Below are 16,044 nucleotides of genomic sequence, written 5' to 3'. Positions count from 1 at the left end.
GTATGGCACATCAAATGTTAAAACCTTATAGCTTTTTACTATACTTTTTAAGTATTATAGCTTTCTTTTTTATTGGTGTAACCTATGCAGGAATTGTTGATGCCGGAAAAAATCAAGGGCTAGCTGGAGGTGCCATCGTAGTTGGTTATGGTATTATTTCTACAGTAATTGGGTTGGTAATTGCATTAGTCATAGCCCATAATACCAACCGAAAAACAATTTTTAAGCTCAATATCATTTTAGCCTTATGTAGTATTGGTTTTTACGCCTATTATCATGTAAAATATTTAGAAAGGCAAAAAACCAAAGAACAAGATCAACCTAAAATTGAGCAACCTAAAAAACAAACAGACACACCATTATCCAATGATAAACTTCTTTAGAAAAATCCGCCAAAACTTGCTTATGGAAAACAAATCCGGCAAATACCTCAAATACGCTATTGGAGAAATCATACTTGTAGTTATTGGGATTTTGATAGCCTTACAGATAAACAATTGGAATTCAAACCAACAAGAGCTAAAGGTACTTAACGGTTATTTACAAAACATTGCCGAAAACATTAAAGCAGATAAAAGCAACTTAAAAACAATTAAAGCCTTTAGAGATAGCTCAATAATTGGCTCTAGGTTTTTTTTGAAAATGATGGATTCAGAGTCCGTAAATATAGAGGATGCTACTATTTATTTTTCCAGATACCTTAAGTTCTCACCGCTTTTAAAAGAAAAGTTTAAATCAGATTTAAGTGGTTTTGAGTCTTTAAAAAATTCAGGGTTCTTGCCCAGAATCCAAGACAGTAAAATAGAAAAAGAACTATTTAAATATTACAGTCTAGTAACCGATATAAAAGATGAAGAAGGGGAATTAAATGATTTAATGAAAGAAATGATGTATGATCTATATAAAAAAAATGTTATACAAGAATTGAATAAAACAAGAAGAAAAATTGCCAATGGCACATTGACCTCAGTGGAAATTGAAACACTAAACAAAAACTTAAATCATCCAAGCTTTTTTGCTGCCAATTCTAGAAATAGAGGTGTTAATTATTTAATAGACCTATATAATGAACTTGACAAAACAGGAACCACTATCATAAACGAAATTAATACTAAATCCAATGATTAAATTTTTCCGTCATATACGCCAACGCTTAGTGTCAGAAAACAAGCTTTCTAAATACCTGCTTTATGCCATTGGAGAAATCATCCTGGTGGTTATCGGGATTTTGATTGCCTTACAGATTAACAATTGGAATCAAAAACGCATCGTAAAAGCACAAAACCAAACCATTATTCAAAATCTAAATACTGAGTTTAGTGAAAATCTAATCGAATTAAACTTTAGCTCTGAAAGGGTAAATGATGTGATTGAAGGATTGGATACGTTACTGAAAGTTATGAGAACTCAGGAACATAATATCACCGAACAAGAATTTGACCAACTATTGAACAAAACATTTTGGTTCCCATCCTGGAAGCCAAGTTCTTTTGTATTAATGGAATTAAAAACTTCTGGCGCTTTATCCAAATTAGACAATAATGAGTTAAAATCTTTACTATTTAAATGGGAACGTGAGTTTGACAAAATGGAAAATAACAAAACTAATTATTTGAGATATGGAGCAGAATATGTTGAGTTCATTACCAAAAATGGCTCTGTAAGAAATATTGATGCACTAACAGAAAGCACTAAAAGTCTTCAAAAATCTACCATTGCCAAAAATAATCCTGAGCTTTTAAAGCATCCTGAATTTGAAAATAGAGCAGATAATTTCTATTTCCTTGCCGTTAGATTAAGAGAACATTTATTATCTCTTAGAAAAATAATGGAGGACATCATAGAATGCTCAAACACAGAATTATCCAATGATTAAATTCTTCAGACGTATTCGAAAAAACTTAGTTATGGAAAATAAAACATCCAAGTATTTTAAATACGCCATTGGCGAAATAGTCCTTGTAGTTATTGGAATCCTTATTGCACTACAAATTAATAACTGGAACTCAATTCAAAAAGACATCGCTAAAGAACAGCAGATTCTATTAAGTCTTCAAGCAGAGTTTAAACAAAATATCGAAGAACTTAGTTTTGACCATGAAGTAAATATGGGAAGTATAAATGCTGTAAAGACACTTTTAGATCTTGATAAAACTACAGATTTTGAAACCAAAACTATAGATAGTTTATTGGGTCAAGCGTTCAACTTTGCAACTTTCGATGCCAGATTAGGAGTTATCAACGACATAAGTTCTTCAGGAAATCTTGAACTCATCAGAGATGCTGAATTACGATACAAGTTAAACCAATGGACAGGCGAATTAGCCGATTATAAAGAAGATGTTATAATTAGAAGAGACTATTGGATAAAACATACACCTTCTGTCGTTCATAAATTCTTACCTATACGAAATCAAGACGTGTTTATGGATCGAGAAGATTATGCAAGAGCCATTGTAATTAAGCCTATGGAAGTACCAAAATCTAATTACGTTGCATTTTTATCAAGCATAGAAGTAGATAGTTTTTTATTTGATTATTACATGAATCAATCCTTTGTAAGCACTAATGAAAAAGCAATAATGACTTTTTTAAAAGAAACACTCTCACTAATTGAAAAGAATATTGATAAATGATAAAATTCTTCAGACATATTCGAAAAAACTTAGTTATGGAAAACAAAACATCCAAGTACTTTAAATACGCCATTGGCGAAATTATCCTTGTAGTTATTGGTATTCTCATTGCCCTACAGATTAACAATTGGAACGAAAACCGAAAAAGTGACATTTTTGAGAATGAAATTTTAACACAAATCCGTGCCAATCTTATTAAAGATAAATCGGTCTTAGCAGACTACATCAATAATGCAGAACTTGCAACTACGTCCATAGACAAAATTTTAGCAGAAGATATGTCTTTAAAGGTTAATGATAGCCTAAAATATTGGTTAGCAAATGTTGTAAGGTTTGACAGATACAGACCCTTAACCAATGCCTATGAAGTGCTTAAATCTCAAGGTATTGATAAAGTCAGTAATAAACAACTTCAATTTTTACTTGGTATGTATTACGATGACCAATCTGTTGAAGCCAATATAGCAAGCCATGATCTAGAAATAATGTTTTTAACCGACTGGCTTCCTATTCTTAAGAAGAATATTGTACACCAAAAATTTGGTGTAATGCTTCAATTACAAGATTACTCAGAATTAAAAGTTGGTGGTGAAATTAGAAATCTGCTAATCTTAAATCGAGATAATTGGAGAGGTAGTGACAATACTCTAAAGAAAACGTTAGCTCTTATAGAACAAATATTAACCATTATTAATCAGGAGCTAGATGATTAAATTCTTTCGTAAAATCCGTCAAAACCTAATTATGGAAAACAAAACAGGCAAATACCTTAAATACGCCGTTGGCGAAATCATCCTAGTGGTCATAGGCATTTTAATTGCGTTACAGATTAATAATTGGAACAACAATCAAATCAATAAAAAAGAGGAGCAGGCCATTTTAAAGAACCTCAACTTTGAATTTAAAAAAAACAGGAGGGATCTTGAATTGGTAAAAGACAACTATCGAGGGTTTATTAATTCCACTAAAAAAATATTAAACCTTATTGGAGAAAGCAGAGAAACACTACAAAAATATAATACAGACAGTCTTATATCTGAAAGCATCAATTATTACGATTACAGGCCAACGGAGAATGTACTTTCAGATTTAATTTCCTCTGGTAAATTAAAATTGATTGTATCAGATTCATTGCGATTGCATTTATTCCAATGGTCCAGTTTTTTAAATGAAAAGGAAGAGGCGTGGGAAACTCTCGATGATTTCTCTCAAAACATGATGATGCCATATCTTACAAAAAATGCATCTCTCAAAAACATAGACAGCTATGGTTTTTTAGATTGGGAGGAACCATCTAAGTTAAATCCTGATACTTATAAAATATTTCAGGATATTCAATTTGAAAACAACATAGATAATCACGCTTGGAGCTTAACCAATTATATTTTAGCATTGGAAAATCTTGAAAATACTATTGATAAAATTTTAGTTGAAACATCGAAAATTAAAGATTGAGAAAATGATCAAATTCTTCCGTCATATACGTCAAACCATCATTATGGAAAACAATAAAACTAACCGTTACCTAAAATACGCCATAGGCGAAATCATCCTTGTTGTCATTGGTATTTTGATTGCTTTGCAAATCAATAATTGGAATGAAGACCGAAAAGCAACAATTATTGAAGAAAATTTCTTCGACAGTGTGCTTATAGATATAGAAAAAGATGAAGAGAAGCTTATTTATTATGAACACTTCCATACCAAGCGTATTGAATATCTAGATACACTATTGACCTACGTTCGAAATCCAAAGCGTCCTATGGGCCTCAATAAATTTGCCCAATATATAGAGCCGTTATTCTATTCAGTTAGCCCAACAGTTTACAATACAACATTTGAGTCTGCTAAGTCTTCAGGTGTCTTTAGTAATATTAAAGCAAAAGATTTAATGAAACAATTGTCGCAGTATTATGCCGATTTTACCCAAATCGAAAACACTTTTAATTCTATAACGAGATTTGTAGAAAATCAACTAGAACCCCTTTTATATAACTTTCCTGAAGATTACATGACGTCTGAAACTGGACGGTTGGTGATTAATGAAGAAGACGTTAATTTTTTTTATAAAAAAATTGCATCGATTGAAGACCAAAGAAATTTAAACACAGATTACAATGCTATACTTAGAACACCGAAATTGGAAAATATTATTATTGGGGATATGGGTAGAACATTTAATATTATTGGGAAAATTGAGACTCGCATTGTTGATCTTCGTCAATTAAGAACAAAAATCATAAATCGTGATTAAATTCTTCCGAAAAATTCGCTTCTACCTTATGGAAACAGGAAAAACAACCCGTTATTTTAAATATGCCATAGGAGAAATCATCCTTGTGGTAATTGGTATTCTCATTGCACTACAGATTAACAATTGGAATGTAAATAGAATGAATACTAAAGAAGAAAATACAATGCTTTTGGCCTTAAAGAAAGAAATCAGCGAAAACCAACTGCTACTTAAAAATGAAGTTGAAAGACATACCAAAGCTTTTAATTTATTAAGCGAATTGACTAGCTACATTTCACCTCAACCCAAAGAAATTAATGATGTAAAACTCGATTCCTTAATATTTGCTGTAGGTTGGCTTCCTAGATATTCTCCAAATGAAGGTGTTATAAATTCTCTTATCTCATCAGGTAAAATTTCACTTATTAAAAATGATGGATTGAGTTCAAAAATTTCATCTTGGAATAGCTTATTAGACGAATACAACACCACCTACAAATGGACCGAAAGAGATGTTTTTGAACTATTGGCTTACATTAAAGACAAATACCCATTTAGGCGAACACTAAAAAATTTCGATATCGAAACTGTTAGAAATAGCGAATTCAAATTCTCAAAGGAAGATTTGTTATCAGATTTAGGCTTTGAGAGTTTATTGGCAAACAGAATAATCGATGCCCAAGATGTTTTAAATAGTTCTGAAAAAATGTATAGTTTTCAAAAGGAAATTTTAGAATTAATTGAAAAAGAACTTGAAAATTAAGGCGCAAATAGAAAAGCCTATAAATGATAAAACATTTTCCATCTTGTTAAGACTTCCCTTGCTGGGAAGGGATTAAGGGATGGGTTCAACAATGAGAAAAATTATCCCATACTACCCAAAATTAGTGCCTTTAGCAAAAGAACTTCGTAAAAACATGACGCTAGGAGAAGTAGCATTATGGAGAGAAATAAACAACAAAAAACTTGGCATAAGATTCAGCAGGCAGATACCAATTGATAATTTTATAGTTGACTTTTACTGTAAAGATTTACAATTAGCAATTGAGGTGGACGGTTCTGTTCATTTTGAAAAAGGACAAGAAGAAAAAGACACCTTGCGACAACAGAAACTAGAATATTTAGGAGTAAAAGTCATTCGGTTTAGCGATTGGGATGTGAGAAACTATTTGAGCTGGGTGATTAGAGAAATTGAAAAGGAAATATTTGAACTTCAAAGTGAATAAATGGATTAGCGATTAATATAATTGTTTGCTGTTCCCCTTTTGAGAGGGGATTAAGGGGTGAGTTTTTCTATCCACTAGATTCTATATAATTAATAATACTAAACCCATCCCTAACCCTTCCAAGGAAGGGAACACGCATAATCACATTTTATTTCCGTAACAGTCTTCACACAACAGTTTCCCTTATCGGGAAGGGATTAAGGGATGGGTAATGAAAAGAATTCAACCCATAATTCGTATATCAATACATACAATTCTTAACTTTAAGAACAATTTAACAATCGCCCAAAGTCTAAACATTAAAATTTTGGCGTAACTATTTAACAAGAATGTACCTACTCTTCTTTTTAATCAGAATTTTACACTCAAAAACATTGACACCATGAACATCAAAAAGCAATTCCACCTACTTCTCATTTTAACATTTGTATGTTCTTGTAAAAAAAAGCCCGTAGAAACCGATAATATTTTCAAATTTAGAGATTATATCAGCTATACCACTTCTGGAATTGTTTCTGTATTAGAACCTATAAAAATTAGCTTGGCCAATGAAGTTGAAGGATGGGAAGCAGAACAAAATATTGATGATGCTATTATAAAAACACAACCTCACATTCAAGGCACATTAAAAGCACTCAATAAACACACTTTATTATTTACTCCAGATGAGCCATTAGAACCAGCAACAGAATATGCCGTTACCGTAAAACTTGGAGAACTCTATAAATCCATACCAAATGAGTTTGAAGATTACACTTTTCAGTTCAAAACCATTACTCCGAGTTTCAGCATTATGACTAACAACTTGCAGTCTTACAGCAAAGAGTGGCAGTACGTTTTGGGTCAATTACGCTCGTCAGATGTAATTACTTTAGAAGATGCCAAAAAATTAGTGACCGCAAAACAGAACAAAAAAGACCTCAATTTGGTTTGGCTAGAAATGCCAGAACCGTCTAAATATTTTGAATTTAGAATCGACAGCATAAAACGCGATATTGAGGATAGTAAAATTGATATCGCTTGGGATGGTAAAGCCATTAAAGCCGAAAACAAAGGAGACAACTTCATTAACATTCCAGGAAAAAATAACTTTAGCATTGTAGAAACACAAGTTATTCAAAACCCTGAGCAGTACTTATCCATTAACTTTTCCGATCCTATAAAAAAGCAACAGAATTTTGCAGGCTTAGTCACCATTCAAAATGTAAAAAACCCAAAATATATTGTTGATGGCAACGTGTTGAAAGTCTATCCAGACAGCAAATTAGTTGGCGATATTAGAATAGATGTGTTTACCGGAATTAAAAATACCGATGGTTTCAAACTCAAAAATGCATTTAACCAAACCCTAACTTTCGAAGAGTTAAAACCACAAGTACGATTGATAAGTAACGGTTCCATATTACCAAATTCAAAAGACTTAAAATTCAATTTCGAAGCTGTGAACCTCAGCAAAGTTGATGTACGAATCATCAAAATATTTGAAGACAACGTACTACAGTTTTTGCAAGAAAACAACATAGATAGTAATAACGAATATCACATAAAACATGTTGGTCGTCGCATTGCTAAAGAAACCATTACTTTAATTGGAGATGAAAATTTAAATACTGGCGAATGGAAAGCATACAGTATCGATTTATCAAAATATTTACAAGCAGATCCTGGTGCAATTTATCGTGTTGAAGTCAGCTTTAAACAAGACTATTCCTTATACGATTGTTCTTCCAAATCAGAAACCACAGAGATTGAAGAAGACGATTATTATGATGAGTATTACGAAGAAGATTTTTACGCTTCTGAAGACCTTACAGAAGAGGAAGAAGAACTCAGGGAAGAACGTTATTGGGATAATTTAAGCTATAGCTACAGAAACACCAATTATAGATATAGAGACAGAGATAACCCTTGTACAGATTCTTATTTTAATTACAGTAGTAGAACGGTAGCCATAAACTTAATTAGTTCAGACCTTGGCGTTATTGCAAAGCAAGGTAATGATTATACCTATTTCTTTGCTGTAACTAATATTCTATCTACAAATCCAGAAACGAGTGCAAAAGTCACGCTTTATAATTATCAGCAACAGGAAATCGCAAAAGGGAATACCAATAACGAAGGTATTGTAGAAATCGATGCTAAAAAACGAGCAGCTTTCGCCATAGTTTCTAAAGGAAAAAGTATGAGCTATGTAAAATTACACGATGGAAATTCCTTATCACTAAGTAAGTTTGATGTTTCTGGAAACAGATTGCAACGTGGACTAAAAGGTTATATCTATGGTGAGCGTGGCGTTTGGCGACCAGGAGATAGTTTGTTTTTAACCTTTGTGTTGAATGATAAGGCCAACAAACTCCCAAAGCGTCATCCTGTAAAACTAGAAATTACTGACCCAGTAGGTAAATTAGTTTACAGAAAAGTGTCCATTGATAACATTAATAATTTCTATGATTTCACAGTACCAACTTCACCAGATTATAAAACAGGAAACTACAATGCTAAAGTTTCTGTTGGTGGAGCTAATTTTACAAAAAGCCTTAAAATTGAAACGGTTAAACCTAACCGATTAAAAATTAAAATAGATTTTGAAGACGAAGTTTTAACCAACAACAAACCGCTACAAGGAGACTTAAACGTAGCATGGTTACATGGCGCGCCTGCAAAAAATTTAAAAGCTGAAATTAAAGCAAAATTTACAACATCATACACCAGTTTTAAAGGTTATAAAAACTATGTGTTTAGCGACCCAACCAAAAATTTTAGTTCAGAAGAAACTAATGTATTTGAAGGCTATTTAGATGCTGAAGGGAATGCAAAAGTCGATTCAAAATTAAATATTGGCAAGAATGCTCCAGGCATGTTAACAGCGCAATTTTTAGTAAGAGCGTTTGAAAATGGTGGTGATTTTTCACTCGATGCTTTCACCATGCCTTATGCACCATATGAAAGTTTCGTTGGCTTACAATCACCAAAAGGCAACAACTATGGTTCATTCTTTACAGACGAAAATCAAACGTTCGATATTGCAACCGTTACAGCTGAAGGCAAACCAATTCAACGTAATAAATTAGAAGTAAAAATTTATAAAATTGAATGGCGTTGGTGGTGGAATTCCTCTTACGATGATTTAGCAAGTTATGTGTCGAGTAATTACCACAGACCTGTACAGCAATACGAAATCGATACAGATGTCAATGGAAAAGCGAGCTTTAAAGTCAATATTCCAGAAACGGAACGTGGACGCTATCTAATTAGGGTGGTTGATCCTGTGAGTGGTCATGCCACAGGACGCACAGCGTACTTCTATAAAAATTGGTGGTCTAATTCGGCAGGTGGAGATAAAGAAGCCGCAAAAATGTTAGTCTTCTCAACAGATAAAGATAACTACAATGTTGGAGATACGGCTAAACTAACGTTTCCATCTGGAAGCGAAGGTAGAGCTCTAGTAAGTATAGAAAACGGCACCGAAGTTTTACAACACCAATGGGTAAAAACTAAGCCAGGTGAAACAACTATTGATATTCCTGTAACTGCTGAAATGGCACCAAATGTGTTTATCAACATTTCATTATTGCAACCACATGCCATAACTTCAAATGATTTACCGATTCGCTTGTTTGGCGTTATTCCTATGATGGTAGAAAACCCTGAAACGCGATTAGATCCACAAATAAATATGCCAGATGTCATTCAACCAGAGCAATCTTATGAAATAAAAGTATCTGAAAAGAACAATAAAAGCATGACATATACCATAGCGGTTGTTGAAGAAGGCCTGTTAGATTTAACACGATTTAAAACACCTAATGCTTGGGATAGTTTCTACGCTCGTGAAGCTTTAGGCGTAAAAACTTGGGATATTTTCGATGATGTTATCGGAGCGTATTCTGGTAGCATAGATCAAGTCTTCGCGATTGGTGGAGATGGAAGCGCAGCTGGTGGAAAAAACAAAAAAGCGAATCGCTTTAAGCCTGTAGTAACTTATCTCGGACCATTCCTTTTAGATGCAGGAAAAACAAAAACACATCAACTAAAAATGCCAAATTATGTTGGTGCAGTAAGAACAATGGTTGTTGCAGGAAACAGTAATACCGAAGCTTATGGTAGTGCTGAAAAATCAGTACAAGTTAAAAAACCATTAATGGTTTTAGCAACCTTACCACGTAAATTAAGTCCTGGTGAAAAGGTAACATTACCAGTAACGGTTTTTGCCATGGAAAACAAAGTGAAAGATGTAACACTGTCTATAAATGTAAGCGATGGCATTGCCATAAAAGGCAATAAATCACAGTCATTAAAATTCAGCAAACCAGATGAAAAAATGGTGTATTTTGAATTAGATGTCACCAAAGCAAAAGGCATCAATACCATTGAAGTTGTTGCCACAGGAAACGGAGAAAAATCAACTTACAAAGTAGAAATTGATGTAGAAAATCCTAATCCATTCACCTCGCGAGTTATTGATAGTGAGTTACAAGCTAATGGAAAAGAAACAGTTGCTATTACAACTTTTGGAGTACCAGGAACCAACTCGGCAACTGTAGAGTTTTCAACCTTGCCTCCTATGGATTTCACCAAACGTTTAGCGTATTTAATTCGTTATCCTCATGGTTGTGTTGAGCAAACCACATCTGGAGTGTTTCCGCAATTATTCTTAGCAGATATTTTCGATTTAACACCTCAAAAGAAAAAGCAAGTACAACGTAATATAGAAAGTGGTATTAATCGCTTAGGACGTTTCCAGAATGCAAGTGGAGGATTAGGTTATTGGATGGGTGAAAATTCAGCAAATGATTGGGGAACAAGTTATGCTGGTCATTTTATGATAGAAGCCGAGAAAAAAGGATTCATTTTACCATTAACTTTTAAGAGTAATTGGATTGCTTACCAAAGACAAGCAGCACGTAATTGGAGACCAAGCTATAAATCTTATCATAGTGATTTTGCTCAAGCCTATAGACTATATACTTTGGCTTTAGCAGGAAGTCCAGATTTAGCAAGCATGAATAGATTAAGAGAATTTGATGAAATTTCTAACGACGCTAAATGGAGATTAGCTGCTGCTTATGCTTTAGCCGGACAAAAAGAGGCAAGTGAAGCGATTTTAAAATCGGCAAATATAGATTTTGAAGACAACGAAGCTAATAACTATACTTATGGTTCTGTATATAGAAATAGAGCAATGGCATTAGAAACTATGTTGCTAATTAATCATCCTCAAAAAACAGATTTAGCAAAGTCTATTGCAAAATCTTTAGCAAGCGATCGTTGGATGAGTACACAAACAACAGCTTATAATTTATTAGCTCTCGGAAAAATGATTTCGCAGAATGGTGGTAAAGAATTAAATCTCACTTATACTATAAACGGTAAAACTGAAACTATTGACACTAAAAATGGTATTGCGCAACGCAATGTTCCTATAAAAGAAGGTGAGAATCAAATTGTCGTTACCAACTCAAAAGACAATTTGGTTTATGTAAGAGTTTTAAATTCTGGCAAATTAAAACTAGGTGATGAAATTGCAGAGCAAAGAGGTTTATCAATTTCAACCGTTTATAAAGATTTACAAGGCAATAAAATTGATGTTACCAAATTACAACAAGGTCAGGATTTTGTGGCAATAGTAAGTATTTCAAACTTAACCAGAGATTATGTAAACGATGTTGCATTAACACAAATATTTCCTTCAGGTTGGGATATTGTAAACACACGTTTTACAGACTTTGGAGATACCACAGTAAGCAATGCCAGATATACAGATATTAGAGATGACCGTGTGAACTTCTATTTCGATATGAATAGACAAGGAAAATATGGAACGATGACCTTTACAGTGATGTTAAATGCATCGTACTTAGGTACCTATTATTTACCAGGAGCGCAAGCTGAAGCCATGTACGATAATGATGATTATTTAGTAAGAAATAAAGGGAAATGGGTAACTGTTGAGAAGTAACCAAATTCCTGCGTAGGCAGGAATCTCAAAAAACAATGCTAAACTACTTGTCGGTCGACAGACAAGAATCCTACCATACCAGTTATACTTTGAATTAATTCAAAGGAAAAAATGAAGATTTTTTGTGATAAACGAGGCATAAAAATCAAGCATAGCCATAGCTACGGTTTATTTTTATAACGATGTATAGTGCAAAAAAGGGCATTTTAACTGAATAAATTCAAGGTGTAAATGGTATAATACAAACCGCTAAAATGTTAAACTTAAAAACAAGTAATTATGAAAAATTTAAAAATGATTTTAGCGATCGCTTTAGTATTCAATATGGCAATTGCGACAGCACAACAAGAAGCGTATGTAGCAGCAGAAAGTGGTTTATCTCTTAGAGATCAGCCAGATGTTAGCGGAAAAATGCTGACAAAATTAGCTTATGGCGAAGCCATTGGTGTATTAGAAGAAACTGACAAAAACCTAGTCGTATTAGATGCTGGTGAAAAAATCAGTGGAAAATGGGTGAAAGTAGAAACCAGAAACCACATTGGATATGTGTTTAATGGGTATTTATCACCAAATAAAATCGCAAGAACTATCAGAGTAAATCTTGATGATCTAAATGTTGAAATCAAAAATTTAGCAACGAGTGATTATAAAAGAACTCATAACCTAAAAGATGAAGATAAAGCAACTATCAATGTTGATGTAAGCGATTCGCCAGAAGGAAAACAAATTGTTTTAATTGATAACGATTATAAGCAAGTGAGTTTATTTCAACGTTACGAAAACAGTTTCTCATTTATGAGCTCTGATTCAAAATGTAATACAAACGAATGGAAACAATTCGACACAGAATGGAAGCCACTTAAACAATTAAGGTCTAATACTTTTGAGACTTTAGCCTACACAGAAAAGGATTGGAAACAATTTATTGAAACAGCAATTAAGGATTTAAAAGATGATGTGGTTGATAAATGTGGAGAAGATTGGTTGACTTATGTAAGTAATGTTAAAAACATAAAAGATATTCCTGTTAGTGTAACTACAAATCGTGTTTTTATTAAATTTATCTTGACAGATTCTGAAGATAATATCACAGAAAAAATAATTGAATTTGAGATGCCAAAAGGGTCTTGAACCATAAAAAATGACCTTTTAGATTTGTCATGCTGAACTTGTTTCAGTATCTCATCTAAAAGGTCTAATAAAATAGATATGAAAAACTCTAAACCATACTACGCCGTAATTTTCACCTCAACACAAACTGAAGCTATAGAAGGCTATTCAGAAATGGCTGAAAAAATGGAAAATCTAGCCAAACAACAAAAGGGTTTTATTGGCATAGATTCTGCCAGAAATGAAGTCGGCATAACATTAAGCTATTGGGAAAGCTTAGAAGCCATTAAAAACTGGAAAGCCAACACAGACCATTTATTTGCACAACAAAAAGGCCGCGAACAATGGTATAATTGGTATAATGTAAGGATTTGCAAAGTAGAACGCGAGTACGAATTCACGAAAGCTCTTTAAGGTTTGTCATGCTCAATTTATTTCAGCATCTAAAATATAATACTTCAACTGCACTCAGAGTGACTGTCTCTTTAAAATGAAATTAATAAACTACATAAAACGCAACAAGATAAAATCGGCAATTGTCGCTATACTTCTTGTGGCTTATTATTTCTGTTTACCAAAGCAATTATTTAAAGATCCAACAGCCACAGTAATTACAAGTAATTCTAATGAATTGTTAGGTGCACTTATTGCAGATGATGGTCAATGGCGATTTCCTGCAAGTGATAGTATTCCAGATAAATTTAAAACCTGTATTCTTCAGTTTGAAGACGAATATTTTTACAAACATCCTGGTTTTAATCCTATTTCAATTTTTAAAGCTTTAAAAGGCAATTTAAGTTCGGGTTCTGTAAAACGTGGGGGCAGCACCATTACACAACAAGTGATTCGTTTATCTCGAAAAGGACAATCGCGCACGTATTTTGAAAAGTTTAAAGAATTAATTTTAGCCACACGATTAGAATTTAGGTTATCTAAAGCTGAAATATTAAATCTTTATGCTAGTTACGCTCCTTTTGGAGGCAATGTAGTGGGCATCGATGCGGCATCTTGGAGGTATTTTAACAGAAATGCTTCAGATTTATCATGGGCAGAAAGTGCAACTTTAGCCGTTTTACCAAATGCTCCGAGTTTAATTTATCCAGGAAAAAACCAAAAACGATTATTAGATAAGCGTAATCGATTATTGAAAAAACTATTTGAAAATGGTACCATTGACGAATTAACTTATAAGTTATCTATTGAAGAAGGTCTGCCGCAAAAACCTTATCCATTACCACAAATTGCACCGCATTTGCTTCAGAAGGTTGCTAAAAAATACAAAGGAGAACGTATTAAAACTACTGTAAAAATTTCGCTCCAAGAGCAAGCAAATTCTATAGTGAAACAACATTACAACCTATTAAAACAGAATGAAATTTATAATATTTCCGTTTTAGTTTTAGATGTCAATACACGAGAAGTGTTGGCTTATGTTGGCAATGCACCAACAGATAAAGCACATCAAAAAAGTGTTGATATTATTGATAAACCAAGAAGTACAGGTAGTATTCTAAAACCCTTTTTATATGCTTCAATGTTAGATGCTGGCGATTTACTGCCAAATATGTTAGTTGCAGATGTGCCAACTCAATTTGGCAGTTACCAACCAGAAAATTTTAATAAATCTTATGATGGAGCTGTATTTGCCAATGAAGCTTTATCGCGTTCGTTGAATGTTCCTGCAGTGCGAATGCTTCAAGATTTTGGTTTGGATCGCTTTTATCATTATTTAAAACAACTTCAACTCAAAGATTTAAAATACAATGCAAATCATTATGGTTTGTCTTTGGTGCTGGGAGGTGCAGAAAGTAATCTTTGGGATTTATGTAAAAGTTATGCTGCTATGGCTTCAACATTGAATCACTTTAATGATAATTCTAGTCAGTATTTTACCAATGAATTTGTGCAACCTACTTATATCTCTAAAGAACCTGCTAATTTTGGAAAGCTTCAAAATGAAAAAGACGTTTTTGACGCAGCTTCCATCTTTCTCACTTTTGAAAGCATGAAACAAGTGAACCGGCCAGAAGGTGATGATAGTTGGGAATATTACGATTCTTCGCAAGATGTGGCTTGGAAAACAGGAACCAGTTTTGGATTTAGAGATGCTTGGGCCATTGGCACAACAAAAAATTATGTAGTTGGTGTTTGGGTGGGTAATGCAGATGGAGAAGGACGACCAGGTTTGGTTGGTGTACAAACCGCTGCTCCTATTCTATTTGATGTGTTTGATGTCTTACCAAAAAGTGAATGGTTTACTACACCTTATGACGAAATGTTAGAGGTTAATATCTGTAAAAAAAGTGGTTATAGAGCTTCTTCAATTTGTGATGAAACCGAACTGAGATATATTCAAAAAAGTGGTAATAAAAGAGCACCTTGTCCATTTCATAAGTTGGTGCATTTGGATAATTCAGGGCAGTTTCAAGTGAATTCTTCATGTGAAGCCATTACTAATATAGAAAATATTCCTTGGTTTATTCTTCCTCCTCTACAAGCTTATTATTTCAAAAATAAAAACCCATTTTACAAACCACTTCCACCTTACAGAAATGATTGTGCTGAAGCTTCAGGTATTAGTATGGAGTTTATTTATCCAAACCAGCAAAGCACTATTTTTCTACCCAAAGATTTTGATGGCAATACCAATGATTTAATTCTAAAAGTTGCACACTCAAAACCAGAATTAGAACTCTATTGGTATATTGACAGTCAATTTGTAGGTAGTACAAAGGACATTCATGATATGGCTGTTATGCCAGCTTCTGGAGATCATATAATTACGGTTATGGACGAACTAGGAAATGAACTAAAACATAAAATTACAATTTCGGAATGATTCCATTCAACTGCAAATTCCTATTTTTACAGAAATAAATC

Annotated in this window: 13 protein-coding genes; all 13 read left to right on the top strand. The window is 33.3% G+C overall.

Annotated elements, in window-relative coordinates:
* Positions 1-2 precede the first annotated feature (2 nt).
* The 13 genes from ACFFGA_RS03630 (at position 3) to pbpC (ending at position 16,003) form a co-directional block, all read left to right on the top strand.
* Entirely contained in the window at positions 3-383 is a 381-nt protein-coding gene (locus ACFFGA_RS03630) for a hypothetical protein (RefSeq protein WP_386059785.1), read from the top strand.
* 22 nt (positions 384-405) lie between these two features.
* Complete coding sequence (locus ACFFGA_RS03625) at positions 406-1,128, top strand: DUF6090 family protein (protein WP_386059783.1); 723 nt, start codon at positions 406-408, stop codon at positions 1,126-1,128.
* Entirely contained in the window at positions 1,121-1,876 is a 756-nt protein-coding gene (locus tag ACFFGA_RS03620; RefSeq protein WP_386059780.1) for a DUF6090 family protein, read from the top strand. Before ACFFGA_RS03625 ends, ACFFGA_RS03620 begins: the two co-directional genes overlap by 8 nt.
* Before the next feature lie 31 nt (positions 1,877-1,907).
* The gene (locus ACFFGA_RS03615) at positions 1,908-2,636 is read left to right on the top strand and encodes a DUF6090 family protein (RefSeq protein ID WP_386059777.1); all 729 of its coding nucleotides are present in this window, start codon (positions 1,908-1,910) and stop codon (positions 2,634-2,636) included.
* A gap of 35 nt (positions 2,637-2,671) precedes the next feature.
* Complete coding sequence (locus ACFFGA_RS03610; protein ID WP_386059775.1) at positions 2,672-3,349, top strand: DUF6090 family protein; 678 nt, start codon at positions 2,672-2,674, stop codon at positions 3,347-3,349.
* A 31-nt stretch (positions 3,350-3,380) separates the two neighbouring features.
* Positions 3,381-4,091 (top strand): DUF6090 family protein, encoded by a 711-nt coding sequence (locus ACFFGA_RS03605; RefSeq protein WP_386059772.1) that lies wholly within the window; start codon positions 3,381-3,383, stop codon positions 4,089-4,091.
* 43 nt (positions 4,092-4,134) lie between these two features.
* Positions 4,135-4,890, top strand: coding sequence for a DUF6090 family protein (locus tag ACFFGA_RS03600; protein ID WP_386059769.1), 756 nt, complete (start codon positions 4,135-4,137; stop codon positions 4,888-4,890).
* Between the two features lie 28 nt (positions 4,891-4,918).
* Positions 4,919-5,632: a DUF6090 family protein gene (locus tag ACFFGA_RS03595; RefSeq protein ID WP_386059766.1), complete on the top strand. Its 714-nt coding sequence runs from the start codon at positions 4,919-4,921 to the stop codon at positions 5,630-5,632.
* Positions 5,633-5,723: 91 nt separating this feature from the next.
* Entirely contained in the window at positions 5,724-6,095 is a 372-nt protein-coding gene (locus ACFFGA_RS03590) for an endonuclease domain-containing protein (RefSeq protein WP_386059763.1), read from the top strand.
* Between the two features lie 382 nt (positions 6,096-6,477).
* The gene (locus tag ACFFGA_RS03585; RefSeq protein WP_386059761.1) at positions 6,478-12,054 is read left to right on the top strand and encodes an alpha-2-macroglobulin family protein; all 5,577 of its coding nucleotides are present in this window, start codon (positions 6,478-6,480) and stop codon (positions 12,052-12,054) included.
* Between the two features lie 279 nt (positions 12,055-12,333).
* Positions 12,334-13,185, top strand: coding sequence for an SH3 domain-containing protein (locus ACFFGA_RS03580; protein WP_386059759.1), 852 nt, complete (start codon positions 12,334-12,336; stop codon positions 13,183-13,185).
* A 78-nt stretch (positions 13,186-13,263) separates the two neighbouring features.
* Positions 13,264-13,578, top strand: a complete 315-nt coding sequence (locus ACFFGA_RS03575) for an antibiotic biosynthesis monooxygenase family protein (RefSeq protein WP_386059756.1) — start codon at positions 13,264-13,266, stop codon at positions 13,576-13,578.
* A gap of 76 nt (positions 13,579-13,654) precedes the next feature.
* Positions 13,655-16,003, top strand: coding sequence for a penicillin-binding protein 1C (gene pbpC, locus ACFFGA_RS03570; RefSeq protein ID WP_386059753.1), 2,349 nt, complete (start codon positions 13,655-13,657; stop codon positions 16,001-16,003).
* The last annotated feature ends 41 nt before the right edge of the window (positions 16,004-16,044 follow it).

Source organism: Winogradskyella pulchriflava, assembly GCF_042434315.1.
Classification (GTDB): Bacteria; Bacteroidota; Bacteroidia; order Flavobacteriales; family Flavobacteriaceae; genus Winogradskyella; species Winogradskyella pulchriflava.
Note: the sequence above shows the minus strand (reverse complement) of the source record. Positions and strands in the feature narration are given on the sequence as shown.